This is a genomic window from Microbacterium caowuchunii (assembly GCF_008727755.1).
Taxonomy (GTDB): Bacteria; Actinomycetota; Actinomycetes; order Actinomycetales; family Microbacteriaceae; genus Microbacterium; species Microbacterium caowuchunii.
The window spans coordinates 2,198,029-2,222,907 of sequence record NZ_CP044231.1 but is presented as its reverse complement, the minus strand read 5'-3'; the positions used below and the strand labels follow the sequence as shown (position 1 = coordinate 2,222,907).

20 protein-coding genes are annotated in these 24,879 nt (G+C 71.5%); 16 read left to right on the top strand and 4 right to left on the bottom strand.

Features of this window, described 5'->3' with window-relative positions:
- Positions 1–17 precede the first annotated feature (17 nt).
- The 8 genes from F6J84_RS10650 to F6J84_RS10615 all read left to right on the top strand — a co-directional run bounded on the left by F6J84_RS10650 (position 18) and on the right by F6J84_RS10615 (position 9,446).
- On the top strand, positions 18–920 hold the full coding sequence (locus F6J84_RS10650; protein ID WP_150973613.1) for a F0F1 ATP synthase subunit gamma: 903 nt from the start codon (positions 18–20) through the stop codon (positions 918–920).
- Between the two features lie 17 nt (positions 921–937).
- On the top strand, positions 938–2,392 hold the full coding sequence (gene atpD, locus F6J84_RS10645) for a F0F1 ATP synthase subunit beta (RefSeq protein WP_150973612.1): 1,455 nt from the start codon (positions 938–940) through the stop codon (positions 2,390–2,392).
- 2 nt (positions 2,393–2,394) lie between these two features.
- The gene (locus F6J84_RS10640) at positions 2,395–2,655 is read left to right on the top strand and encodes a F0F1 ATP synthase subunit epsilon (protein WP_150895521.1); all 261 of its coding nucleotides are present in this window, start codon (positions 2,395–2,397) and stop codon (positions 2,653–2,655) included.
- A 78-nt stretch (positions 2,656–2,733) separates the two neighbouring features.
- Positions 2,734–3,495 (top strand): YaaA family protein, encoded by a 762-nt coding sequence (locus tag F6J84_RS10635; RefSeq protein WP_150973610.1) that lies wholly within the window; start codon positions 2,734–2,736, stop codon positions 3,493–3,495.
- A gap of 100 nt (positions 3,496–3,595) precedes the next feature.
- Positions 3,596–4,291: a large exoprotein gene (locus F6J84_RS10630; RefSeq protein ID WP_150973608.1), complete on the top strand. Its 696-nt coding sequence runs from the start codon at positions 3,596–3,598 to the stop codon at positions 4,289–4,291.
- 153 nt (positions 4,292–4,444) lie between these two features.
- Positions 4,445–5,215: a PP2C family protein-serine/threonine phosphatase gene (locus F6J84_RS10625; RefSeq protein WP_150895518.1), complete on the top strand. Its 771-nt coding sequence runs from the start codon at positions 4,445–4,447 to the stop codon at positions 5,213–5,215.
- Positions 5,216–5,305: 90 nt separating this feature from the next.
- Positions 5,306–8,158 (top strand): FtsK/SpoIIIE domain-containing protein, encoded by a 2,853-nt coding sequence (locus tag F6J84_RS10620; RefSeq protein ID WP_150973606.1) that lies wholly within the window; start codon positions 5,306–5,308, stop codon positions 8,156–8,158.
- A 58-nt stretch (positions 8,159–8,216) separates the two neighbouring features.
- Complete coding sequence (locus F6J84_RS10615; RefSeq protein ID WP_150973603.1) at positions 8,217–9,446, top strand: saccharopine dehydrogenase family protein; 1,230 nt, start codon at positions 8,217–8,219, stop codon at positions 9,444–9,446.
- Between the two features lie 9 nt (positions 9,447–9,455).
- Here the strand turns inward: F6J84_RS10615 and F6J84_RS10610 are convergent, their stop codons facing one another.
- Positions 9,456–10,445 (bottom strand): asparaginase, encoded by a 990-nt coding sequence (locus tag F6J84_RS10610; RefSeq protein ID WP_150973601.1) that lies wholly within the window; start codon positions 10,443–10,445, stop codon positions 9,456–9,458.
- Positions 10,446–10,516: 71 nt separating this feature from the next.
- On the opposite strand from F6J84_RS10610, the gene F6J84_RS10605 reads away from it, so the two are divergent.
- Positions 10,517–10,987 carry an OsmC family protein gene (locus tag F6J84_RS10605; protein WP_150973599.1) on the top strand — a complete coding sequence of 157 codons (471 nt, stop codon included), beginning with the start codon at positions 10,517–10,519 and terminating at the stop codon, positions 10,985–10,987.
- A gap of 9 nt (positions 10,988–10,996) precedes the next feature.
- Here the strand turns inward: F6J84_RS10605 and F6J84_RS10600 are convergent, their stop codons facing one another.
- Entirely contained in the window at positions 10,997–11,830 is an 834-nt protein-coding gene (locus F6J84_RS10600; protein ID WP_150895510.1) for a lysophospholipid acyltransferase family protein, read from the bottom strand.
- 105 nt (positions 11,831–11,935) lie between these two features.
- On the opposite strand from F6J84_RS10600, the gene F6J84_RS10595 reads away from it, so the two are divergent.
- Positions 11,936–12,877: an FKBP-type peptidyl-prolyl cis-trans isomerase gene (locus F6J84_RS10595; protein ID WP_150973597.1), complete on the top strand. Its 942-nt coding sequence runs from the start codon at positions 11,936–11,938 to the stop codon at positions 12,875–12,877.
- A 33-nt stretch (positions 12,878–12,910) separates the two neighbouring features.
- Positions 12,911–13,996, top strand: coding sequence for a 1-deoxy-D-xylulose-5-phosphate reductoisomerase (locus F6J84_RS10590; protein ID WP_150973595.1), 1,086 nt, complete (start codon positions 12,911–12,913; stop codon positions 13,994–13,996).
- 40 nt (positions 13,997–14,036) lie between these two features.
- On the opposite strand, the gene F6J84_RS10585 is transcribed toward F6J84_RS10590, so the two are convergent.
- Complete coding sequence (locus F6J84_RS10585; RefSeq protein ID WP_191905643.1) at positions 14,037–15,650, bottom strand: Mur ligase family protein; 1,614 nt, start codon at positions 15,648–15,650, stop codon at positions 14,037–14,039.
- Positions 15,651–15,737: 87 nt separating this feature from the next.
- Here F6J84_RS10585 and F6J84_RS10580 point away from each other — a divergent pair, with 87 nt between their 5' ends.
- On the top strand, positions 15,738–17,099 hold the full coding sequence (locus F6J84_RS10580; RefSeq protein ID WP_150973593.1) for a M50 family metallopeptidase: 1,362 nt from the start codon (positions 15,738–15,740) through the stop codon (positions 17,097–17,099).
- A gap of 49 nt (positions 17,100–17,148) precedes the next feature.
- Here F6J84_RS10580 and F6J84_RS10575 read toward each other — a convergent pair whose 3' ends face one another.
- Positions 17,149–19,071, bottom strand: a complete 1,923-nt coding sequence (locus F6J84_RS10575) for a chorismate-binding protein (RefSeq protein WP_150973591.1) — start codon at positions 19,069–19,071, stop codon at positions 17,149–17,151.
- A gap of 237 nt (positions 19,072–19,308) precedes the next feature.
- On the opposite strand from F6J84_RS10575, the gene ispG reads away from it, so the two are divergent.
- From ispG to F6J84_RS10555, 4 genes are all read left to right on the top strand, one after another.
- Positions 19,309–20,439, top strand: a complete 1,131-nt coding sequence (gene ispG / locus F6J84_RS10570) for a flavodoxin-dependent (E)-4-hydroxy-3-methylbut-2-enyl-diphosphate synthase (protein WP_150974779.1) — start codon at positions 19,309–19,311, stop codon at positions 20,437–20,439.
- A 201-nt stretch (positions 20,440–20,640) separates the two neighbouring features.
- On the top strand, positions 20,641–21,843 hold the full coding sequence (locus tag F6J84_RS10565; RefSeq protein WP_150973589.1) for a benzoate/H(+) symporter BenE family transporter: 1,203 nt from the start codon (positions 20,641–20,643) through the stop codon (positions 21,841–21,843).
- Positions 21,844–21,963: 120 nt separating this feature from the next.
- Complete coding sequence (locus F6J84_RS10560) at positions 21,964–23,718, top strand: proline--tRNA ligase (protein WP_150973587.1); 1,755 nt, start codon at positions 21,964–21,966, stop codon at positions 23,716–23,718.
- 101 nt (positions 23,719–23,819) lie between these two features.
- Positions 23,820–24,878, top strand: a complete 1,059-nt coding sequence (locus F6J84_RS10555; protein ID WP_150973585.1) for an LOG family protein — start codon at positions 23,820–23,822, stop codon at positions 24,876–24,878.
- Position 24,879 lies beyond the last annotated feature (1 nt).

Here is a 24,879-nt window from a genome sequence, read left to right as displayed (position 1 = left end):
CCTGAGAACACGACATCATGGGCGCTCAACTCAGGGTCTACAAGCAGAAGATCTCTTCTGCTCAGACCACAAAGAAGATCACGAAGGCGATGGAACTCATCGCGGCTTCGCGCATCCAGAAGGCGATGGCGCGCGTGCGCGCGTCCTCTCCCTTCGCGCGTGCCGTGACGCGTGCCGTCTCGGCCGTCGCGACCTACTCGAACGTCGACCACCCGCTGACGCGCGAGCCCGAGGTGGTGCGCCGTTCCGCGGTCGTCATCTTCTCGTCGGACCGCGGTCTCGCGGGTGCGTTCAACTCGCAGGTGCTGCGAGCGGGTCTCGAGCAGGCGGAGCTGTTGCGCCGCGAGGGCCGCGAGCCGGTGTTCTACGTCGTCGGCCGCAAGGCCGTCGGGTACTTCCAGTTCCGCCGGGTCGCCACCGCGGCCGAGTGGATCGGTGACACCGACACGCCGCACTTCTCCACGGCGGAGGGCATCGCGGACACGCTCCTCGAGGCCTTCAACCGGGGCGGCCTGGACGGCGGGGTCGACGAGATCCACCTCGTCTACAACCGCTTCGTCAGCATGATGACCCAGACGCCGGAGACCGTGCGTCTCCTGCCGCTCGAGGTCGTCGACGCCGGCGAGGCGACGTCCGCGGAGACCCCGGTCTACCCGTTGTACGAGTTCGAGCCGGACCCCGAGACTGTGCTCGATGCGCTTCTGCCGGTCTACATCCAGAGCCGCGTCTTCAACGCCCTCCTGCAGTCGTCGGCCGCGAAGCACGCCGCCACGCAGAAGGCGATGAAGTCGGCCAGCGACAACGCCGACAAGCTCATCACCGACTACACCCGCCTGCGCAACAATGCGCGCCAGGCCGAGATCACGCAGCAGATCGCCGAGATCGTCGGCGGTGCCGACGCGCTCGCGTCCGGCAAGTAGAAAACGAGGAAGAGACAATGACCACCACCGCAACGGCCGAGAAGGCGGAGACCGCCGTCGTCGGGCGCATCGCGCGCGTGACCGGCCCCGTCGTCGACATCGAGTTCCCGCACGATGCCATCCCCGACATCTACAACGCGCTGAAGACGACGATCGTCATCGGCGACACGAGCACCGAGCTCACCCTCGAGGTCGCACAGCACCTCGGTGACGACCTGGTGCGCGCGATCGCCCTGAAGCCCACGGACGGCCTCGTCCGCGGCCAGGAGGTCCGCAACACCGGCGGTCCCATCTCGGTCCCGGTCGGCGACGTCACCAAGGGCAAGGTGTTCAACGTCCTCGGTGAGGTCCTGAACGCCGCCCCCGGCGAGCAGGTCGAGATCACCGAGCGGTGGGGTATCCACCGCAAGGCGCCGAACTTCGACCAGCTCGAGTCGAAGACCCAGATGTTCGAGACCGGCATCAAGTCGATCGACCTGCTGACCCCCTACGTGCAGGGTGGGAAGATCGGTCTGTTCGGTGGAGCCGGTGTCGGCAAGACCGTCCTCATCCAGGAGATGATCCAGCGCGTCGCGCAGGACCACGGTGGTGTGTCGGTGTTCGCCGGTGTCGGTGAGCGCACCCGTGAGGGCAACGACCTCATCCACGAGATGGAGGAGGCGGGCGTCTTCGACAAGACCGCCCTCGTGTTCGGCCAGATGGACGAGCCGCCGGGGACGCGTCTTCGCGTGGCCCTCTCGGCGCTGACCATGGCCGAGTACTTCCGCGACGTGCAGAAGCAGGACGTGCTGTTGTTCATCGACAACATCTTCCGCTTCACGCAGGCAGGCTCCGAGGTCTCGACGCTCCTCGGCCGCATGCCCTCCGCGGTGGGTTACCAGCCGAACCTCGCCGACGAGATGGGTGTGCTCCAGGAGCGCATCACCTCGACGCGCGGTCACTCGATCACCTCGCTGCAGGCGATCTACGTCCCCGCCGACGACTACACCGACCCGGCCCCGGCGACGACCTTCGCGCACCTCGACGCGACGACCGAGCTCTCCCGTGAGATCGCGTCGAAGGGTCTCTACCCGGCCATCGACCCGCTGACCTCCACCAGCCGGATCCTGGACCCGCGCTACATCGGTGAGGACCACTACCGCGTGGCCACCGCCGTGAAGCAGATCCTCCAGAAGAACAAGGAACTGCAGGAGATCATCGCCATCCTCGGTGTCGACGAGCTCTCCGAAGAGGACAAGATCGTCGTGTCGCGTGCACGTCGCATCCAGCAGTTCCTCTCGCAGAACACCTACATGGCGAAGAAGTTCACCGGCGTCGAGGGCTCCACGGTCCCGATCAAGGAGACGATCGAGTCGTTCGACGCGATCGTCAAGGGTGAGTTCGACCACGTCGCCGAGCAGGCGTTCTTCAACGTCGGCGGCATCGCCGACGTTGAGGCCAAGTGGGCTCAGATCCAGAAGGAGAACGGCTGATCATGCCGCTCAAGGTCAGCCTCGTCTCCGCGGATGCGGAGGTCTGGTCGGGTGAAGCCTCGCTCGTGGTCGCGAAGACCGTCGAGGGCGAGATCGGCTTCATGACCGGGCACGAGCCGGTGCTCGCGATCCTCGCCGAGGGTCAGGTGCGCATCACGGAGAGCTCCGGCAACAAGGTCATCGCGAATGCTCAGGACGGATTCCTCTCCGTCGAGCACGATGAGGTCACGATCGTCGCGGGGAACGCGTCGCTCGTCTCCTGATCCACACCCTCCGGCGCGCGCCGTCCGTTTCGACGGGCGGCGCGCGCCTTTTCCTGTCGCCCGTCGAGGAGTCACCGCATGCTCGTCCTGCTTCCGCCCTCGGAGACCAAGCGCCCCGGGGGAGTGGGCGGTCCGCTCGCCCCCGGCACCCTCGCGCTGCCCGAGCTCGACGGCATCCGCATCCGGGTCCGGGACGCGCTCGTGGCGCTGTCCGCCGATCCGGATGCGGCGGCCCGCGTGCTCAAGCTGGGTCCGAAGCAGCGGGGCGAGGTCGAGGTGAACGCCGGTCTGCCGCAGGCGCCCACCCTGCCGGCCGTGGACCGCTACACCGGCGTCCTGTTCGACGCGCTGGACGCGGCCACCCTGGACCCGGCGGCGCGGCGATGGCTCGGAGCGCACGTCATGATCCACTCTGCTCCGTTCGGTCCGGTGGGGGCGCTCGATCCGATCCCGGCCTACCGGCTGGGGGCTGCGGCATCCCTTCCTGGGCTGCCCTCGTTGCGGGCGCTCTGGGCGCAGTCGGTGACGACAGCCCTGGCCGGGACGGAGCCGCCGTTCGTGCTGGATCTCCGCTCGGAGGCCTATGTCGGGCTCGGCCCGGTTCCGGGCTCCGTCCCATCGGCGTACGTCCGGGTCGTCACAGATGGGACGGACGGCGTGGTCCGGGCGCTGAACCACTTCAACAAGCACGCCAAGGGCGCTCTCGTCCGGGAACTCGCCGAGGGCAGACCCGGAGTGCGCACGCTCGCCGGACTCGCGGGGTGGCTGCGCGAGCGCGGACACCGGGTCGAGGAGGTGGCGGGCGAGTGGCGACTGTTCGCCGCGCCGCGCCACACCTGAACGATTGCTGAGAACCGGCCCGCCGAGTCGCTAGCATGAGGCTGCGGGCACAGTGCCCGTGTGTGCGGCCGTCCTACCGGCCACGATGAGGGGACCCGTGATGTACGACGATTCGAGCGGCGCCTTCGGCCTGGCGCTCTTCTTCCTGCTCTTCCTTCCGATCATCCTGATCTTCGCTGCGCTCGGCTACGTGCTGAGCTCGTACTTCCTGATGAAGATCTTCGACAAGGCCGGGGTGCAGGGCCGCTGGCGTGCCTGGGTTCCCGTGTACAACACCCTCGTGTTCGCCAAGCTCGGCGACTTCTCGCCCTGGGTCATGCTGGGTGTGATCCTCGCCTCCGGCATCCTCGCTCAGATCCCCGTGCTCGGCTTCGTGTTCGCGCTGCTCCCGCTCGCCGCCTCGGTGATGGTGGGCCTGCGCGTGGGCACCAAGCTGAACAAGGAGTGGTACTGGATGCTGCTCTGGCTGATCGGCATCGGCTACTACATCTGGCTGGGCGTCCTGGCCTTCTCGAAGGACAGGTGGAACACCAACATCCCGCCCGCTCCCTGGGCGAACTCCTTCCTGGCGGACAAGACGGTCTGGGAGGGCGTGCCGGCTCAGCAGGGCGGCGCCTACCCGCCGGCGGGCTACGCCGCTCCGGCCCCCGGTGCCTACCCGCCGCCGGCAGCCGGTGCTTACCCGCCGCCGGCCCCCGGTGCCTACCCGCCGCCCGCCGGGTACACCGCCCCTCCGGCCTCCGATGTGCCGCCGGCCCCGCCCGTGCCGGAGGACCCGAACGCCCCGCGCGTGTGATCCGAGAAGAACCCCCTCATCCGAGGGGGTTCTTCCGTTCTGCGCGTATTGCGGCCAGGCGCGCCGCGCGGCGGGGCTATCCCATTAGGATGTGAGGACGCCGGAGCCCCCGAAGCCCCGGTATCCCCCCGCTGGTAACCGGAAGGACACCGCGTGCCCCACGCAGCGACCCGGGTGTACAGCGTTCCGCTGGCAACGGGCTCCCTTGAACTGTCGTGGGCAGCGATCACCGACGTGGGCAGACGCCGCGAGGTGAACCAGGACGCGCTCTTCGCCGATTACCCGCTGTTCGTCGTGGCCGACGGGATGGGCGGGCACATCGGGGGCGAGATCGCGAGCTCCAACACCGTCGCGCGCCTGAGCGGCGTGGTCGACGCGGGTACGGTCTCGCCGAAGACGATCGAGAAGGCGCTCGCCCGCGCCGTCAAGGACATCGCCTCCCATCCCGAGGCGACCGACGACGGCACCGGCACCACCGTCACCGGGGTCTACCTCGACACCAGCGGCACCGAGCCGCATTGGGTCAGCCTGAACATCGGTGATTCCCGCGTGTACCTCCTGCGCGACGACACCCTCGTGCAGATCACCACGGACCACTCCGTCGTGCAGGAGCTCATCGCGGCCGGCCGGCTGAGTCCCGAAGAGGCCGAACACCACCCCTACGGCAACGTGATCACGCGTGCGGTCGGACCCAGCGACAGCGTCCGTCCCGATTACGTGCGGCTCGACGTCGTCGACGGCGACCGATTCGTCATCTGCTCGGACGGGCTGACGAAGGAGCTCACCGATTACGGCATCCAGCACTTCCTGCGCCAGCACGCTGATCCCGCCGAGGCGGCCGACGCGATGATGGATGCGGCGCTGGAGAACGGCGGACGCGACAACGTCACCGTCATCGTGCTCAACGTCGTGCGCACCGACTGACCTCTCCTCCCCAGGATCGCCGCCGCCCGGATCGTGCCGCGCTGCTCCGGCCGGCGTGAGCGGCAACGCGCGACTCGGTTCACTGATGGGGTGTTCACCCCCGTTCCCGCGTCGCCACCCCTCTCGACCGCCGCCCCGTTCCGCCCCGCCACGGAGCCCCCGGAAGAACGGCTCGTGGTGCCTCCGGCGCCTGCGCCGGTCAGGCGCACCGCCGTGCCGTGGATCGCGGCGCTGGCCCCCGTCGCCGCTGCGCTGGGGATGTGGGCGATGACCGGCGCGCCCATGGCACTGTGGTTCGCCGCGCTCGGGCCGCTGATCGTCGCCGGGACCCTGCTCGACGGGCGCCGGGTCGCGCGCCGGGAGCAGCGGACCGTGACGGCCGAGCGGGAACGGGCACGCGGGCGGATCGAGGCGGAGATCGCGCGCCGCCACGAGCGCGAACGGGGCGTGCTGTGCTCCCGGCACCCGGGGCTGCTCGGATACCTCGCGAGACCGCAGGAGATCTGGCGTCCCGTGCCGGGGCGCGAGGGCACGCTCGTCGTGGGTCACGGGGTGGTCCCGAGCTCGACCCGGGTGGACGCGGACGACGACGACCTGGGACGTGCGCTGCAGGCCCTGGCCGGGCATCTCGCCGACGCCCCTGTGGTGGTGCCGATGGCGGCGGGGGTCGCCGTGGTGGGCCCGGTGGTGCCCGCGACGGCCGTGGCCCGCGCCCTGGTCCTGCAACTGTGCGCGAGCCTGCCGCCGGGGCGGCTGCAGGTGCGCGGCGCCCCGGGAGGCGGCGAGTGGGCGGACCGGGTGCCCCATGACGTTGCGGCGCCGGCGATCTGCCATCTGGACCCGCGCGCTGCCGCGGGCAGGGCACCGGGCGACGCGGCCGTCCTGGCCATCCCGCCGGACGCGGTCCCGCCGCCGCACTGCGCGGCGGTCCTGACCCTCACCGGCGTGGACAGCGCACGCCTGGAGTACGCCGGTGCCGGCGCGGACGTGCGGGTGGAGGCGCTCGGCCACGCGCAGGCGGTGCGCATCGCCGATGCGCTCGCGGCCCGCGCAGCCGCCGTCCGTGCCCCGGAGACCCTGCCGGCCGAGGTGGACCTCGGTGCGCTGGGCGAGGACCACGCCGCCGGTGGGCTGCGTGTGAGGATCGGGCACGACGGTACGGCCGCAGTGGGGATCGACCTGGTCGAGGACGGGCCGCACGCCGTCGTGACCGGCATGACGGGGGCGGGCAAGAGCGAACTGCTCATCACCTGGATCGCCCGGCTGTGCGCGGCGCGGTCCACGCGTGACGTGGTCTTCCTGCTCGCCGACTTCAAGGGCGGTACCGCGTTCGATGCCCTCGCCGGCCTGCCGCACGTGACGGGCGTGCTCACCGATCTCGACGGAGCCGGAGCGGAACGCGCCCTGCGGAGCCTGCGTGCGGAGATCCGCCATCGTGAATCGGTCATCTCCGCGGCCGGGGCCCGGGACATCGATGATCCCCGAGTGGACATGCCGCGCCTCGTGATCGTCGTGGACGAGCTGGCGGCGCTCCTGGAAGGGCACCGAGACCTCGCTGCGGTGTTCGGGGATGTGGCCGCGCGGGGGCGCGCGCTGGGGATGCACCTGATCCTCGGCACTCAGCGCGCCACGGGCGTCATCCGCGAGGCGCTGATGGCCAACTGCCCACTGCGCATCGGTCTGCGGGTGACGGACCCGGCCGACAGCAGATACGCGCTCGGGACGGATGCCGCGGCCGCACTCCCGGGCGATGCGGCGGGACGCGGATTGGCGCTGATCCGCCGGGCCGCGGACGACGCCCCCGCCCTCGCACGTATCGCGCGCACCCGCGTCGCGGACATCGATCGCATCCGCACCGCCCGTGCGGGGGAGCCGGTGCCGCGCGCCCCCTGGCAGCCGGCGCTCCCCGCGCACCTCCCACTCGAGGACCTCACCGAGGGCGCGCGGACGACGGAACCGCTGATCGGACTCGCGGACGACCCGGAGCAGCAGCGCCGGGTCGCCGTCCGTCTCCGGGACCGCGATCCCGGGCTCCTCGTCGTCGGTGGTCCGGGTTCGGGGAAATCGACCCTGCTCGCCACGATCGCCGCCCAACTCGATCCCGCATCCGTACGCTGCCTCCCGAGCGACCCGGAGGTGCTGTGGGACCGCCTGTGCGAGCTGACGGCCCGCAGTGCGCCGGAGGGCACCGTCGTCGTCCTGGACGATCTCGATGTCGCCCTGGCGGGCTTTCCGCCCGACTACGCAGCCGCCGCGGCGGCGATGCTCGAGCATCTCTGCCGTACGGGACGGGGCAGGGGGCTGCGTGTGGTCGCGTCCACGGGACGCGTCGGCGGGCCGTCCGCCCGCATCGCCGAACTGCTGCCGCGCCGAGCGGTGCTGCGGATGTCCTCCCGTCTCGACCACGTCTCCACAGGCGCGGATCCGGCGCGGTTCGACGCCGAGGCGCCCGCGGGACGTGCGCAGCTGGACGGGCGCACGGTCCAGATCGGGTACACCGCCGTCCCGTCCCTCCTCCCGCCACCCGGTGCGCCGACATGGCGGGCGGCAGCGGACGTCGTCGGTCTCATCGTGCGCGCGGGCAGCGGCACCCGCCGTCTCCGCGGAGCGCTGGAGGGCGCCGGCATGATCGTCTGCGACATCGCCGACGATCCGGATGCCCTGCTGCGCCGCTCCGAAACGCCGGATGCTCCGTTCGCCGTCGTGGGGGAGCCGGAGCAGTGGCAGAGGTCCTGGCGGCTGCTGCAGGCCGTACGCGCCCGGGGCGAGCTGCTCCTCGACGCCTCGTGTCTGCTGGAGTACCGGGTCCTCACCGGCGACCGGACTCCGCCGCCCTATTGCGCGCCCGGCCTCGGGCGGGCGTGGCTGCTGCGCGACGGCGAGCCACCCGTGCGCGTCGTGCTCCCCGGGCAGGAGCCGAGGCTGCGCGCACGCGCTGCTTGACCGTGCGTGAGCGCGGGCCCTACGGTCTGGTTTGACCCACCCGAACAGGAGTCCATCCGTGCGTATCCTCATCATCGGCGCCGGCGGCGTCGGCTCCGCCGCCGCGCGCATCGCCGTCCGCCGGGATTTCTTCGAGGCCCTGATCGTGGCGGATCACGATCCGGCCCGGCCGCAGGCGCTCATCGACGAGCTCCGGGACGACCGTCTCTCGTCCGCCCAGGTCGACGCGTCCGATCCGGGATCCGTCGCGGAGCTGATCCGCGTCCACCGCGCCACGCACGTCCTCAACGCCGTGGATCCGAGGTTCGTGATGCCGATCTTCGACGGCGCGTTCGCCGCGGGGGCCACCTACCTCGACATGGCGATGAGTCTGTCCACGCCGCATCCGGAGGAGCCGCATGCCCGCACCGGGGTGAAGCTGGGCGACAAGCAGTTCGAGAAGGCCGCGGAGTGGGAGCGGGCGGGTCTCCTCGCGCTCGTCGGCATCGGTGTGGAGCCGGGCCTGTCCGACGTGTTCGCCCGCTACGCCGAGGACGAGCTGTTCTCCCGGATCGACGAGCTGGCTGTCCGCGACGGGGCGAACCTGGTGGTGGACGGTTATGACTTCGCTCCGTCCTTCTCCATCTGGACGACCATCGAGGAGTGCCTGAACCCCCCGGTGATCTTCGAGCGCGACCGCGGGTGGTACACGACGGCGCCGTTCTCCGAACCCGAGGTCTTCGACTTCCCGGAGGGCATCGGTCCGGTCGAGTGCGTGAACGTGGAACACGAGGAGGTGTTGCTGATGCCCCGCTGGACGGATGCCGCTCGGGTCACCTTCAAGTACGGTCTCGGCGACGAGTTCATCCAGGTGCTGCAGGTGCTGCACAAGACGGGTCTCGACCGCACCGAACCCCTCCGGGTCAAGGGGGTGGAGGTCTCGCCGCGGGACGTCGTCGCGGCGGCGCTTCCCGACCCGGCGACGCTCGGCGACCGCATGACCGGCAAGACCTGTGCGGGGGTGTGGGTGACCGGGACGGGCAAGGACGGCCGCCCGCGGTCGACGTATCTCTACCACGTGGCCGACAACGAGGTGACGATGCGCGAGTACAACTCGCAGGCGGTGGTCTGGCAGACCGCGATCAATCCCGTCATCGCGCTCGAGCTGCTCGCCCGCGGGACCTGGACCGGCCAGGGCGTACTCGGCCCGGAGGCCTTCGACGCGCGGCCGTTCCTGGAGTTGATGGCGGCCCCCGCGCCACAGGGGTACGGGTCGCCGTGGGGGGTCGAGGAGAAACCGCTGCCCTGAGCGGACCGGTCAGACGGTCGGGCGGATGGCGCCGACGACCGCGCCGCCGCCGTGGACATCCAGGGAGAGATCGCCCACCGCCTTGGCCGCATCCGCCGCGGACACGGCGCCGGCGCGCTCGAGGAGCCGGAGCCCCACCGCGCTCGCCGCCCGGCTGCTGCCGTCGAGCACCTTCACCGCCACCGTGGTGGCATCCGGGGCCACCATGACGAGTACGCCCTCCGCGCCGGTCTTGGCGAACACGCCGGTGCGCTCCAGCACGACCGTGTCCGGCCGTCCCGGGCCGTCGATGGTCCACGGGTGCGCGCGCACCGCCCCGATGAGGACGGCGGCGTTCCGGTGCAGGGCGAAGGGGGAGCGCTCGGAGGAGCCGCCCATGCGGTGCAGCGCGCGGGCGAGGCCGGTGAGGCTGACCGCGGGCACGGGCGCTCCGCATCCGTCCACCGCGATCGTGACGGGCTTCTCGCCGGTCAGCCGTTCCACGACCTCCCGGATGTGCAGCTGGAGGGGATGCGCCGGGTCGAGGTAGCCGGGCAGGTCCCATCCGTTGGCGCGGCACGCCAGGAGCATGGCGGCGTGCTTGCCCGAGCAGTTCATGCGCACGCGTGCGGGCGCCGCGTGGTCGCGGGCGAGCTCCATCCGGGTGGCGGGGTCCGTCGGCCAGGCGGGCGGACACCCGAGGTCGTCCTCCGTCACGCCGGCCTCCTCGAGGATGGCGCGCACGACCGCCACGTGCCGGTCGGTCCCGGTGTGGCTGGCCGTCGCCAGCCCGAGTCGCTCACCGTCCAGGGGCGCGCCGGCGGTGAGACAGGCGAGCGCCTGGAGGGGCTTCAGGGTGGACCGCGGCAGGATGGGAGCGGCCGGGTCGCCGAGGGAGGCCTGGACGATGCCGTCGGGGCCGAGCACCACGGCGGAGCCGCTGTGCCGGGACTCGATGAACCCGCTGCGTTCGACGACGGCGAGCTCGACGGCGGCGGTCACGGGGAACGTCTGCGGCATCCGTCCAGCCTACTGCGGCGGCGATGCGCCGATCCCGAAGGAGGGAGGTGCGGCGGTGCCACAATGGGCGCATGAACGGCGTACACCACTACCGGCTGCAGGCGACCTGGACGGGCGACCGCGGCACCGGGACGAGCGGATACCGCGACTACTCCCGCGACGTGACGCTCTCCATCGACGGGAAGCCGGACCTGCTCGGATCGAGCGACCGGCCGTTCCGCGGCGACCGGTCCCGGTGGAACCCCGAGGACATGCTGCTGGGGGCGCTGTCGCAGTGCCACCTGCTCTCCTATCTGCACGCCTGCGTGCGCGCGGGCGTGGTGGTCGTGGCCTATCACGACGAGGCGAGCGGGACGATGGTGGAGGACGGCGCCGGGGCCGGACGCTTCACCGAGGTCGTCCTGCATCCGCGGGTGGTCGTCGCCGAGGAGTCGATGATCGCCCGGGCGGAGGACGCCCACCTGCTGGCGCACGAGTGGTGCTTCATCGCGAACTCGGTCAATTTCCCGGTCCGGCACGACGCGGTGGTCACCGCGCGCTGAGCTGCGTGGTCAGCGGCGCTCGTGGGGGAGGACCTGCTTGATCCGCTCGATCGGGTTCTGCGCCGGGACCTCGTTGTAGACACCCGCGAGCTCCTGCTCGGACAGGGCGTGGATGGCGGCCATGATCTCGTCGGTGGCGAGCCGGCGCGCGCGCCCCGAACTGGCGACGCCGTGCGCGCTCACGTCGATGGGCTTGCCGAAGCGGATCGTCACACGCGGGCGTAGCCGCGGGAACTTGGCGCCCACAGGCATGATCTCGTTCGTGCCGATCAGGCCCACCGGGACGACGGGCGCCCCGGTCTGCAGAGCGAGGAAGGCGACACCGGTGCGCCCCTTGTAGAGCCGCCCGTCGAGCGAGCGCGTCCCCTCGGGGTAGAGCGCGATCGCCTTGCCCGCCTCGAGCATGCGTCGCTGCTGGTCGAGCGCGTCGAGCGCCGCCTGGCCGGCGCCGCGCTGCACGGGACTCGCGCCGAGCGCGGTGAAGAACTCCCGCGAGAGCCAGCCCTTGATGCCGGGACCGTCGAAGTAGCTCGACTTCGCGAGGAACTGGACATGCCGGGGCGAGGACATCGGGATGACGAACGAGTCGATGAAGGAGAGGTGGTTGCTCGCGAAGATCACCGGTCCCTTGCGGGGGACGTTGGCGCGTCCCTCGATGCGCGGCCGGTACGCGAGGCGGGCGAGCGGGGCGAGGACGTACCGCCCCATCAGGTAGGTGAATCCGACGTCGGCGACCGGATCGGTCGCGACGGATTCGGGGTCGCGGGCGGCGCGCTCGCTCTCTGGGCTTTCCGCGGATGTCACCCCACGAAGATACAGCCGTTCGCATTCCGCTCCGTGCATGACCGACGTCGCGCTGGGCGGGGAGGTCCGGCCCGCTTCCCAGCCAGAACCTATGCGGATGCGGAATGATGGGGTCAATCCCGTCCCGATCGATTGAGGTCCTCCGTGCGCGTCCGCCCGCTCGTCCTGTCCGCCGCCACCGCACTCTCCCTGTTCGCGCTCGCCGGGTGCGCCTCCTCCGGAGGGGATGATGCGAGCCCCACCGCGACCGGGGCCACGGATCTGTGCGCGGCTGTCGTGGACTCCGGATCCGCCTCCGACGCCGTCGAGGTCTCCGGTGAGATCGGCACGGTCCCGACGGTCGCCTTCGACGCGCCGCTGGAGATCACCGACCTCGAGCGCACCGTCGTGGAGGAGGGCACCGGACCCGACCTCGCCGCCGGCGAATTCCTCAACTACGCGGTCTCCGCCTACGACGTGGAGACCGGTCAGCTGATCGACTCGGCGGGCTACGAGCCCGGCCAGCTCCTGCCCCAGCAGATCTCGCCCGAGACCGGTCTCGGTCAGATCCTGGGCTGCTCGCCGCTGGGCAGCCGCGTCGTGGCGACATTCCCCGCCAGCGACGCCAACGCCGCCGCCGTCTACGTCATCGACATGCTCACCGTCACCCCGACCGCAGCGTGGGGCGAGGAGCAGGAGCCGGCCGCCGGGGCGCCCACGGTGGAGCTCGACGAGGACGGTGCGCCGACCATCACGATCCCGGATGCGGAGGCTCCCACCGCGGTGGAGATCGAGACGCTCAAGAAGGGCGACGGCGACGAGGTCCTGCCCGGTGACAGCGTGCTCGTGCAGTACACCGGCGCCAAGTGGTCCGACGGCAGCGTGTTCGACTCCAGCTGGGACCGCGGCGCCCCGACGTCCTTCGCGACCACGCAGGTCGTCGACGGCTTCCGCCAGGCGCTCGAGGGCCAGACCGTCGGCTCGCAGGTGGTCGTCGTGGTGCCGCCGGAGTTCGGCTACGGGGCCAGCGAGGGCAACGAGCTGCAGAACGAGACGCTCGTGTTCGTCGTGGACATCCTCGCGACCCAGCACCCGATCAACGGCTGAGACCGGCCGGCGCCTTCCTCAGGAGACCCCCTCATGCGACGCGTGCTCATCCTCGGTTCGACCGGCTCCATCGGCACCCAGGCCCTCGATGTCATCCGGGCGAACCCCCGCCGGTTCGAGGTGGTGGGACTGGCCGCAGGCTCCGACCGTGCCGGTGTCGCTGCGCAGGCGGAGGAGTTCCAGGTCGAGCACACCGCCTTCGGGGCGGTCGAGGCCGAGCAACTGGTGCGTGACGTGCCCGCCGACGTGGTGCTCAACGGCATCACCGGTTCGGTCGGCCTCGGCCCCACCCTCGCCGCGCTCGAGGAGGGGCGCACGCTGGCCCTGGCCAACAAGGAGTCGCTGATCGTCGGCGCGGACCTCGTGGCGGCCGTGGCCCGGCCGGGCCAGATCGTCCCGGTCGATTCCGAGCACTCCGCGATCGCGCAGGCACTGCTGGCGGGATCGCGGCAGGAGGTCCGGCGCCTGGTGCTGACCGCATCCGGGGGCCCGTTCCGCGGCCGCGCGCGCGCCGACCTCGCCGATGTCACGCCCGCCGAGGCCCTGGCCCACCCCACCTGGGACATGGGACGGGTGGTGACGACCAACTCCGCGACCCTCGTCAACAAGGGCCTGGAGGTCATCGAGGCGCATGTGCTGTTCGACGTGCCCTACGAGCGGATCGACGTGGTGGTCCACCCGCAGTCCGTCGTGCACTCCATGGTCGAGTTCATCGACGGCTCCACCATCGCCCAGGCGTCCCCGCCGGACATGCGGCTGCCGATCTCGCTGGGGCTGGACTGGCCGCACCGCGTCGGCGGCGTCGGACGTCCGCTGGACTGGACGACGGCGACGACCTGGTCGTTCGAACCCCTCGACGAGGACGCCTTCCCGTCGGTCGCGCTGGCCAAGCAGGTGGGGCGGGCGGGGCTCACCTATCCCGCCGTGTTCAACGCGGCCAACGAGCAGGCGGTGGACGCGTTCCACGAGGGACGCCTCTCCTTCACCGGCATCCTGGACACGGTGCGGCGGGTCGTCGACATGCACGAAGCCCCTGACGCCGTGACCCGGGGCGGTCTCGCCGAGGCGGAGCAGTGGGCGCGGGCCACGGCGGACGCGGCGATCGCCGCATCGGCCTGACCGCGTCCGGCGTGCCCCGGACCGTCGCCGCGGGCCGGGGTCAGGCCGGGTAGGGGACCGGCCAGTGCGGCTCGGGCACGGGCCAGCCGGCGTCACGGAGTGCGCGTCGCGCGAGTTCCCGTGCCGAGTAGGGCGTGCGCTGACCGCGGATGTCCCGGTAGTCCTGGTGCCCCGGACCCGCCCACAGGATGGCGTCCCCCTCGCCGACGAGCTTCACGGCCTCCGTGATCGCGCGTTCGGGGGGCGAGAACTCGTGGATCTCCGCGTCCGGTCGCGCCATCCGGGCACCCTCGATGAGCGTCCGCCGGATGGACTCCGGGTCCTCGAAGCGGGGATGGTGGTCGGTCACGACGAGGATGTCGCTGCCGAGCACGGCCGTGCGCCCCATGTCGTGGCGCTTCGTGGCGTCGCGGTCACCGTCGGCGCCGAAGAGCATCAGCACGCGGCCGGGGGTGACCCGCCGCACGGCGGCGAGGGTCTTCTCGAAGGCGTCGGGGGAGTGGCCGAAATCGACGTACACGGCGGGTCCGTGCTCGCCGGAGACGCGCTCGGTGCGACCGGGCAGGTACGCCTCGATGCGTGTGCCGTCCAGGGCTGCGACGATCCGGTCCCAGGCGTAACCGGCCTCCAGCATCATGACGATCGCGAGACCGGCATTGGCGGCCATGTGCGGTCCGATGACCGGGACGACGGACTCCAGGCGCCGTCCGCCGGGGCCGGTGAGGGCGAAGCGCGTGCCGTCCGGCCGCTCGTCGAGGATCTCCACGGTCCACTCCGCGGTGGCGGCGAGTTCGGGGTCCGCCGCGATCGCGGGGGCGGCAACGGTCGTGAAGGGCACCTCGCAGCGGGCGACGACGTCGGCGGCGGCCGCCGAATCGAGGGAGATCACGGCACGCCGGGAGCGATCGGCGCGGAACAGGGGCAGCTTCGCCTCGAGGTACTCCTGCATGTCGGCGTAGTCGTCGAGATGATCGTGGCTGAGGTTCGTGAAGGCGGCGACGTCGAACACGATGCCGTCGACGCGATGGCGGCTGAGGGCCTGGGCGCTCACCTCAACGGCGACCGCCTCCACGCCCCGTTCGCGCATGAGGGCGAGGAGGGCGTGGAATTCGGAGGCCTCGGGCGTGGTCAGGCGGGACACGATCACCTGGCCGGCGATGTGCCGCTCGGCGGTCGAGGAGAGCCCGGTCACGACGCCGAGTTGGCCGAGCATCCCCTCCAGGATGTGGGAGACGCTCGTCTTGCCGTTCGTCCCGGTGGGCGCGAACAGGATCGGCAGGTCGTCCTCGGGGCCCGTGCCGTACACCCACGCCGACAGCTCGCCCATCCGGGCACGGGGGTCCGGGAGCACCAGGACGGGGAGGCCGGATGCAGCGGCCGCATCCGCACCGGCGGCGTCCGTGATGATCGCGACGGCGCCCTGCTCTGCGGCCGCGACGGCGAACTCCGCGCCGTGACGGTTCACGCCCTGCAGCGCCACGAACGCCTCGCCCGGGCGGAGGTCCGCCGTGGCGAGGGTGATGCCGTGCAGCGACACCCCGTCCGCATCGCCCCGGACCTCGGCGCCGAAGCGCTCGGCCAGAAGGGTCAGTGACCGTGTCGGGGGGTGCTCGGGGCGGAGCACGGGGGGCAGGTTCGAAGCGCTCGTCGACATCCGTTCCATTCAACCAGACCGATGCCGGGCCACTCCTGGGAGCGGCGCGTTCGGCTCGCTCAAAGACAGCGCCGCTACGGTGAGCGGGTGACGATCATCGCCTTCGTGATCGGCATCGTCGTGCTCGTCGTCGGGCTCGCGATCTCGATCGCCCTCCACGAGCTGGGTCACCTCGCCCCGGCCAAGGCCTTCGGCGTACGCGTCGGCCAGTACATGATCGGGTTCGGCCCGACGTTGTGGTCGCGCCGGCGGGGCGAGACCGAGTACGGGGTGAAAGCGATCCCGTTGGGCGGCTACATCTCGATGGCGGGCATGTACCCGCCCGGACCCCAGGACGCAGCGGACGCCGCCGGCGCCGAGGAGCAGCGCGCCGCGGGGGGAGCGCCGACGATCACCGCGGCCGGGACGGCGGCGCGCGCGGACCGGCGTTCGGCGCGCGGGCGGTTCTTCCAGACGATGGTGCAAGACGCGCGCGCGGTCAACGACGAGACCATGATCGGTGCCGAGGACCGCGTGTTCTACCGGCTGCCGATGTGGAAGCGCATCGTCATCATGCTGGGCGGCCCCTTCATGAACCTGGTGTTCGCCATGGTGCTGTTCGCTCTGTTGTTCACGGGCATCGGCGTGCAGACGGCCACCTCCACCGTCGCGTCGCTGAGCGACTGCGTCCCGGCCGCGGACGGGACCTGCCAGATCGCGGAGACCCCCGCGGCCCAGGCGGGTATCGAGCCGGGCGACCGCATCGTCTCCATCGACGGGACGCCGGTCGCCGACTTCGCCGAGGCATCGGCGCTCATCCAGGCCGCACCCGACCGGACGCTCCGGGTCGTCGTGGAGCGGGACGGGTCGGAGCGGGCGCTGACCGTGACGCCCGTGCCCATCACCACCAGCGTCACGGACGCCGACGGCGAGGTCCGCGAGGAACGCGTCGGGTTCCTCGGGATCCGGCCGACGGCGGAGTTCGTGCGCCAGCCGATCTGGGCGGGACCGGCGGCGGCGGTGGAGAACGTCGGGGCCGTGGCGGGCGTCATCGTCCAGCTGCCGGTGAAGGTCGCGGACACCGCCGCCACCCTCTTCACGGGCGAGGAGCGGGATCCGAACGGTCCGCTGAGCGTCGTCGGCGCGAGCGTGCTCGCCGGGGAGGTCGCCGCATCCGAGGCGCCCGTGCTGAACCGGGTCGCCGGGATCATCGGGCTGCTCGGCTCGCTCAACCTCGCACTGTGCGTGTTCAACCTCATTCCGCTGCTTCCGCTGGACGGCGGCCACGTCGTCGTGGCGCTGTGGGACGGCCTCAAGCGCGGCTGGGCGCGGATCCTCCGCCGCCCCGCCCCGAAGCCCGTCGACGCGACGCGGCTCGTCCCGGTGACCTTCGTGGTCGTGGCGGCGCTCGGGCTGATGGGCGGCATCCTCATCCTGGCCGACCTGGTCAACCCGATCTCGCTCTTCTGACCGGCAGGCGCCCCGCCCTGCGGGGGACGTGCCTGCCGGTCGGTGCGGTTCAGCGCGACGCGATGGACGGCGCGGTGGTCAGCGCATGCGCGACCAGCCGCTCGAGGGTGATCATCCCGTCGCGGGACAGGATCGACTCGAGGTGCCCCTGCACGGAGGCGAAGCCGGCCCCGCGCAGCGCGTACACGTCCCCGGACGGGGAGGCCGCGATCTCCGCACCGCCGATGTGCGTCGTGCCCGGGTCGGTGCGCGCCGTGAACGTGTTGTAGAAGCCGATGGAGGCGGGCTGCCCGAACAGGTCGACCTCCAGCTGGAGTCCCTGGTGCGGACGCTCCAGCGGGGCGAGTCCCAGGCCGAGCCGGTCGGCGAGGATCTGGTGGCTCAGGCACACCGCCAGGAGGGGACGGCCGGTGCGCAACCGGTGGTCCACGACGTCGCGCATGCGGCGGATGCGGTCGCTGTCCTCCGCGCGCGGGTCGCCGGGCCCGGGGCCGGAGACCACCAGGTCCGCCGCGTCCAGCACAGCACTCCCGGCATCCGCCCACGGCACGATCGTGACGTCGAGCCCGAGATGGCGCAGCTGGTGGGCGAGCATGGTGGTGAAGCGGTCCTCCGCGTCCACCACCGCGGCGGTGCGACCCGCGAACGGTCGCAGGTCCGCGTCGCCCTGGGGGTTCAGCCAGAACGCAGCCAGGCGGGAGTTCCGGGAGACCAGCAGATCCGCGATGGCCGGGTCCTCCGCGAGCGGGCGTCGCTCGGCGACCGGCGCATCCGGGTCCTCCGCCACCAGGGGGGCCACATCCCGCGGCACCGCCCCGATCGCGCCGAGCACGCCGGCGGCCTTCCCGTGCGTCTCGCCGACCTCCCCGGCCGGCTCGGAGTGGCGCACCAGGGTCGCTCCGACCGGGACGCGCAGCCGGCCGTCCTGCAGGTAGGCCGTGCGGATGAGGATGGGCGCGTCCAGATCGTGGGTCACCCCATCCGTCGCGCCGTTCGGGGTGAACAGCGCGGCGACGCCGGAGTAGTAGCCGCGGGGGGTGGCCTCGTGCCGCGCGATCACGGTGCAGGCGTTCTGCATCGGCGAGCCGGTGACGGTCGGGGCGAACATCGTCTCCCGCAGGATGTCGCGGGGGTCCAGCCGGGAGGTCCCGCGCAGCATGTACTCGGTGTGGGTGAGACGGGACATCTCCTTGAGATGCGGCCCGGTGATCCGGCCGCCGTCCGAGCAGACGGCGCTCATCATCTTGAGCTCCTCGTCGACCACCATGAACAGTTCCTCGGTCTCCTTGGTGGACTCGAGGAACGTGCTCAGTGTCTCGACGGTCGCGCCGCCGGCGGGGTGGCGGAAGGTCCCGGAGATGGGGTTCATGGTGACGATCCCGGCCTGCGCGCTCACGTGCGCCTCGGGGCTGGCACCCACCGCGACGTGACCGTCGGTGACGACGGCGAACGTCCAGTACGCACCGCGCTCGTGCTCCAGCAGGGCGCGGAACCAGGTGAGCGCCGCGGTGCGCTCGTCGGCCGCGACGGCGGCGGTGAAATCGCGACGGATGACGAAGTTCGCGCCCTCGCCGCGGCCGATCTCTTCGGCGATCACGGTGCGGACGATGTCCGCGTACTCGTCGTCGCTCAGATCGAAGCCGGGCTCGCCCAGCGCGATCTGCGCCTGGGGGAGGGCGTGAAGGGCGTCGGCGCGGGGGACCCGCTCGTGGGAGGTGACCACGAGGCAGCGCAGCGGGGCGCCGTCGTCGTGGCAGACGAAGCCGCGCTCGCGCACCTGCCGGTACGGGACGAGCGCGAGGACCTCGCGGGCGGTGCCGTCGGCATCCGTCAGCGGGATGTCGGCGAGCAGATCGACGTCCACCACGTCGCCGCGGAGCACCTCCACCCAGGTGTCGTCACGGGCGATCAGCGCGAAGGGCGCAGCCTCGGAGGCCAGCGAGGAGAACAGTTCCGCGGCGGTGCCGGTCATCAGGGATCTTTCGTCGGGGGAGCGGCCACCTCACGAAGAAGACCGCCCGTGGGCGGTCTGTGTCGCACGCGCGCACCGCCTAAACGGTGGGCCACCAGGAGAGGTTCGCGTGCATGGGCCGAAAGTACCATATGCACGGACCCGGGCTGGTACGCACAGCTGCCGTCCCGGGCCGCCACGGGCCCCGTACAGGCGGCGCGGCGTAGGCTGGGGGACGTGCCAGCCGTCAACATCGGGATGCCGCGCGTCCCCGAGATCCTCTCCCCTCGCCGCAAGAGCCGGCAGATCCGTGTCGGGAAGGTGCTCGTCGGCGGTGACGCCCCCGTGAGCGTCCAGTCGATGACGACCACCAAGACCACCGACATCAACGCGACGCTGCAGCAGATCGCGGAGCTCACCGCGTCGGGCTGCGAGATCGTGCGCGTGGCGGTGCCGAGCCAGGACGATGCGGATGTGCTGCACATCATCGCGAAGAAGAGCCAGATCCCGGTGATCGCGGACATCCACTTCCAGCCGAAGTACGTCTTCCAGGCGATCGACGCCGGCTGTGCCGCGGTGCGGGTGAACCCGGGCAACATCCGCCAGTTCGACGACAAGGTCGGCGAGATCGCCCGTGCCGCCAAGGATGCCGGGGTCTCCCTCCGCATCGGTGTGAACGCCGGGTCGCTCGACAAGCGCCTGCTGGAGAAGTACGGCCGGGCCACCCCCGAGGCGCTCGTGGAGAGCGCGGTCTGGGAGGCGTCCCTGTTCGAGGAGCACGACTTCCACGACTTCAAGATCTCGGTCAAGCACAACGACCCGGTCGTGATGGTGAAGGCCTACCGCCAGCTGGCCGCGCGGGGCGACTGGCCGCTGCACCTCGGGGTGACCGAGGCCGGACCCGCCTTCCAGGGCACGATCAAGTCGGCGACGGCCTTCGGCATCCTCCTCGCCGAGGGGATCGGTGACACGATCCGCGTCTCGCTCTCAGCGCCGCCCGCCGAAGAGGTGAAGGTCGCGCACCAGATCCTGCAGTCGCTGAACCTGCGTGAGCGCACGCTCGAGATCGTGTCCTGCCCGTCCTGCGGGCGCGCACAGGTCGACGTGTACACGCTCGCCGAGGACGTCACGGAGGGCCTGAAGGACATGACCGTGCCGCTCCGCGTGGCCGTCATGGGCTGCGTCGTGAACGGCCCCGGCGAGGCGCGCGATGCCGACCTGGGGGTCGCCAGCGGCAACGGCAAGGGCCAGATCTTCGTGAAGGGCGAGGTCGTGAAGACCGTGCCCGAGTCGGAGATCGTCGCGACCCTGATCGCCGAGGCCAACCGCATCGCGGCCGAGATGGGCCCGGATGCGGGCATCGGCACCGCCCAGGTCGTCACCGTCTGACCCGGGCCCTCCGCATCCGCTCCGTTCCCCGTCGAGGGGAGGAGATCCGGTCGGCGGAGGACCGTGCGGCGGCATCCGCTCCTCCGCTCGTGCATGCTCCTTCGCTCGTGCGTGCTCCTCCGCTCGCGTATGCTCCTCCGCTCGCGCGTGCGGCCGACGTGCGCGCGACGGCCGCAACCTGACTGCGCTAGCGTGGCCGCGATGATCCGAGCGACGCATACCCGCGACGGAGCAGGGGATGCCCCGGACGCGGCACGGCCGATCCTCGCGGGCGTGGTCACCGCGCTCGTCGGGTACACGAGTTCCTTCGCCGTCGTGCTCACCGGGCTCGCGGCCGTGGGGGCGACCCCCGGCCAAGCGGCCAGCGGCCTGCTCGCGCTGAGCCTGACGATGGGGCTCGCCTGCATCCTGCTGTCCTGGCGGACGCGGATGCCGATCACGGTCGCCTGGTCCACACCCGGTGCGGCACTCCTCGCCGCCACCGGCTCGATGGAGGGCGGCTGGGCAGCCGTGGTCGGTGCCTTCCTCGTCGTGGCGCTCCTCATCCTGCTGACCGGCGTCTGGCCTCTCCTCGGGAGCATCGTCGCCCGCATCCCACCCTCCCTCGCGCAGGCGATGCTCGCCGGCGTCCTGCTGCCGCTGTGTCTCGCTCCGGTGACGGGCCTGGTCGCGAACCCCTGGGGCGTGCTTCCGGTCGTGCTCACCTGGCTCGTCTTCGCGCGTCTCGCGCCCCGGTGGGCGGTGCCCCTCGCCTTCGCCGCCGCGGCGATCGTCGTGATCGCGGGTCTGGCGGCCGAGGGAGCCTCCGTGCCCGCGGCCGCGCTGCTGCCGCACGTGGAGCTGACCGTCCCGACCGTGACCGTCGGCTCTCTGATCGGCATCGCCCTGCCGCTGTACATCGTCACGATGGCGTCGCAGAACGTCCCCGGTGTCGCGGTGATGCAGAGCTTCGGGTACCGCGTCCCGTGGCGCCCGGCGATGCTCGTGACCGGCGTCGCCACGGCGCTCGCCGCGCCGGCAGGCGGGCACGCGGTGAACCTCGCCGCGATCAGCGCGGCGCTCGCCGCGGGGCCGGACGCCGGACCGGACCGGACGCGGCGCTGGATCGCCGGGGTGTCCACTGGGGTGTCCTACCTCGTGCTGGCAGCCGCGGCATCCGTGTTCGCGACCCTCGTGGTGCTCGCCCCGGCGGCGGTGATCCCGGCCGTCGCGGGACTCGCCCTACTCGGAGCGTTCGGCTCGGCGGTGCAGCAGGCGATCGACGACCCGGGGGAGCGGATGCCCGCCGTCGTGACCTTCCTGGTCGCCGCCTCCGGGGTCTCCTTCCTCGGTGTCAGCGCGGCCTTCTGGGCCCTCGCCGCCGGGCTGCTGGTGCGCGTGGTGCTGCACACCGGACGGCGCTGAGCGGAGGAGCATCGGCCGAGCCGAGGGCATCCCGGGGCCGGAGAGCCCTCGGCTCGGCCGATGGTCCTCGGCTCACAGCGCTCACCGGGACCGACGCGCCCGCGCGTAGACTGATCCCTCGTGGTCACCCGTCTCTCGCACTTCTTCCTCCGCACCCTCCGTGAAGACCCGGCCGACGCGGAGGTGACCAGTCACCGGCTGCTCGTCCGTGCCGGCTACATCCGGCGCCAGGCGCCCGGTGTGTTCGCGTGGCTTCCGCTCGGACTGCGCGTCAAGGCGAAGATCGAGCAGATCATCCGCGACGAGATGGGTGCGGCGGGCGCCTACGAGGTGCACTTCCCGGCTCTGCTGCCGCGCGAGCCCTACGAGGTCACGGGTCGCTGGGAGGAGTACGGCGACGCGCTGTTCCGCCTGCAGGACCGCAAGGGTGCCGACTACCTGCTGGCCCCGACCCACGAGGAGGTCTTCACCCTGCTGGTGAAGGACCTGTACTCCTCGTACAAGGACCTGCCGCTGACGATCTATCAGATCCAGGACAAGTACCGCGACGAGGCACGCCCCCGCGCCGGGCTCCTGCGCGGTCGCGAGTTCACCATGAAGGACGCCTACTCCTTCGACTACACGGACGCCGGTCTGGACGCCTCGTACCAGGCCCAGCGCGACGCCTACGAGCGCATCTTCCAGCGCCTGGGCCTCGAGTACGTGATCGTCCAGGCGGATGCCGGCGCCATGGGCGGATCCCGGTCCGAGGAGTTCCTGCACCCGACCCCTGTCGGCGAGGACACCTTCGTCCGTTCCGCGGGCGGGTACGCCGCGAACGTCGAGGCGTTCACCACGGTCGTGCCGGACGCGCTGCCGATCGAGGGTCTCCCCGAGCCGGTCATCTTCGATTCGCCCGACACCCCGACGATCGCCACTCTCGTGGAGCACGCCAACACGCACCTCGACGGTGAGTACACGGCCGCGGACACACTGAAGAACGTCGTGTTCGCCCTGACGCACCTGGACGGGACGCGGGAACTGGTCGTCGTGGGCCTGCCCGGTGACCGCGACGTGGACGACAAGCGCGTCGAGGTCGCCTTCGCCCCCGCATCCGTGGAGCCGGCCACCGAAGCGGACTTCGCCGCCAACCCGCTGCTGGTGAAGGGCTACATCGGACCCTGGTCGCCCACCGGCGCGATCCTGGGCGAGGAATCGGCCACCGGCATCCGGTACGTCCTCGACCCCCGCGTGGTCGACGGGACGAGTTGGATCACCGGCGCCAACATCGACCAGAAGCACGTGCACTCCCTCGTGGCCGGGCGCGACTTCGGGGCGGACGGTTTCGTCGAGGTCGCCAGCGTCCGCGAGGGCGACCCGGCACCGGACGGTTCCGGTCCGGTCTCGCTCGCCCGCGGGATGGAGATCGGCCACGTCTTCCAGCTCGGCCGGAAGTACGCCGACGCCCTCGGCCTCAAGGTGCTCGACGAGAACGGCAAGCTCGTCACCGTCACGATGGGCTCGTACGGCATCGGGGTCACCCGCATCCTGGCGATCATCGCGGAGCTGAACAACGATGACCGCGGATTGATCTGGCCCACCTCCGTCGCGCCGTTCGACGTGCACGTGGTCGCGGCGGGTCGCGACGCGGCCGCCTTCGAGCTCGCCGCCTCGCTGAGCGCGGAGCTCGAGACGGCGGGCCTGGACGTGCTCTACGACGACCGCCCCAAGGTCTCGCCCGGGGTGAAGTTCGGCGACGCCGAACTCATCGGCGTGCCGCGGATCGTCATCGTGGGTCGCGGCGCCGCCGAGGGCATGGTCGAGGTCTGGGACCGGCGCACGGGCGAGCGGGAGACCGTGCCCGCCGGCGACGTCCGAGGAATCCTCACCGCCTGAGCCGCTGATCCCGGCGCGGCCGCTCGCGGGTGCGCTGCGTGCGCGCGGTGCCGACGTCAACCCTCGACGCCGGCACCGCCGGATCGTGCGACGCTGGGGCCATGCCTGAACGCTCCATCGTGCCCCGCGACGTGACCGACGACATCCGCGCGGTGATCGCGGATGCCGGGGTCTCGGTGAACGTCGACCTCGTCGCCCGGATCCTCGCGACCGGCATCGGCCTCGGCATGGACGAGGCGAGCCGGCTGAACCTGAAGATCACCACCGCCGCGCTCTCCGAGATGCGCGCTGCCTTCCGTCTCTTCGCCCCGTATGCGGGCACCCCCAAGGTGACGATCTTCGGCTCGGCCCGGACGAGGTCCGACGACGCCCGATACCTGGCGGCGGCGGAGGTCGCGGCAGCCCTCGCCGAGCGCGGTTGGATGATCGTCACGGGCGCGGGACCCGGAATCATGCAGGCCGCGGTCGAGGGTGCCGGAGCGGAGCGCTCGCTCGGGGTGTCGATCCGGCTGCCCTTCGAGCAGAGCCCGAACGCGGTCGTCGCCGACGATGCGCGCCACGTGGCGATGAAGTACTTCTTCACGCGCAAGCTCATGCTGGTCAAGGAGTCGCAGGGCTTCGTGTGCGTGCCGGGGGGATTCGGCACCCTGGACGAGATGTTCGAGCTGCTGACCCTGCAGCAGACCGGCAAGGCGGAGCCGACGCCCATCGTTCTGCTCGACGAACCCGGCGGCACGTTCTGGGAGGGTCTGCGGACCTTCGTCGACGACCACCTGATCGCCTCCGGGGTCGTCTCAACCGACGACTTCGACCGGGTGCTGATCACCGACTCCGTGGAAGCGGCGGCGAACGAGATCACCGGGTTCTGGCGGAACTACGACTCGATGCGCTGGGTCGGCGGACGCCTCGTGCTGCGCCTGCGCGCGGAACCCGACGATGCCGAGGTCGACGAGCTGAACGAGCGCTTCGGCGGCCTCCTCGCGTCCGGCCGGATCGAACGCAGCGCGCCGCTCGCCCGGGAACGGGAGGACGATGACCGGCTGGAGCTCCCTCGGCTCGTGCTGCGGCTGAACCAGATCAAGGTCGGCTCGCTGTTCCGGCTCATCCGGGCGATCAACGATCTCCCGAGCGCGCCGCCGATGTCCCGCCCGCCCGTCTGAT

What these genes read in the sequence shown, in the direction of transcription:
- F6J84_RS10650 (WP_150973613.1), top strand. Translation starts at nt 18, where the DNA reads ATGGGCGCTCAACTCAGGGTCTACAAGCAGAAGATCTCTTCTGCTCAG.
- atpD (WP_150973612.1), top strand. Translation starts at nt 938, where the DNA reads ATGACCACCACCGCAACGGCCGAGAAGGCGGAGACCGCCGTCGTCGGG.
- F6J84_RS10640 (WP_150895521.1), top strand. Translation starts at nt 2,395, where the DNA reads ATGCCGCTCAAGGTCAGCCTCGTCTCCGCGGATGCGGAGGTCTGGTCG.
- F6J84_RS10635 (WP_150973610.1), top strand. Translation starts at nt 2,734, where the DNA reads ATGCTCGTCCTGCTTCCGCCCTCGGAGACCAAGCGCCCCGGGGGAGTG.
- F6J84_RS10630 (WP_150973608.1), top strand. Translation starts at nt 3,596, where the DNA reads ATGTACGACGATTCGAGCGGCGCCTTCGGCCTGGCGCTCTTCTTCCTG.
- F6J84_RS10610 (WP_150973601.1), bottom strand. Translation starts at nt 10,445, where the DNA reads ATGCCGCAGACGTTCCCCGTGACCGCCGCCGTCGAGCTCGCCGTCGTC.
- F6J84_RS10605 (WP_150973599.1), top strand. Translation starts at nt 10,517, where the DNA reads ATGAACGGCGTACACCACTACCGGCTGCAGGCGACCTGGACGGGCGAC.
- F6J84_RS10600 (WP_150895510.1), bottom strand. Translation starts at nt 11,830, where the DNA reads ATGCACGGAGCGGAATGCGAACGGCTGTATCTTCGTGGGGTGACATCC.
- F6J84_RS10590 (WP_150973595.1), top strand. Translation starts at nt 12,911, where the DNA reads ATGCGACGCGTGCTCATCCTCGGTTCGACCGGCTCCATCGGCACCCAG.
- F6J84_RS10585 (WP_191905643.1), bottom strand. Translation starts at nt 15,650, where the DNA reads ATGTCGACGAGCGCTTCGAACCTGCCCCCCGTGCTCCGCCCCGAGCAC.
- F6J84_RS10575 (WP_150973591.1), bottom strand. Translation starts at nt 19,071, where the DNA reads ATGACCGGCACCGCCGCGGAACTGTTCTCCTCGCTGGCCTCCGAGGCT.
- ispG (WP_150974779.1), top strand. Translation starts at nt 19,309, where the DNA reads ATGCCGCGCGTCCCCGAGATCCTCTCCCCTCGCCGCAAGAGCCGGCAG.
- F6J84_RS10565 (WP_150973589.1), top strand. Translation starts at nt 20,641, where the DNA reads ATGATCCGAGCGACGCATACCCGCGACGGAGCAGGGGATGCCCCGGAC.
- F6J84_RS10555 (WP_150973585.1), top strand. Translation starts at nt 23,820, where the DNA reads ATGCCTGAACGCTCCATCGTGCCCCGCGACGTGACCGACGACATCCGC.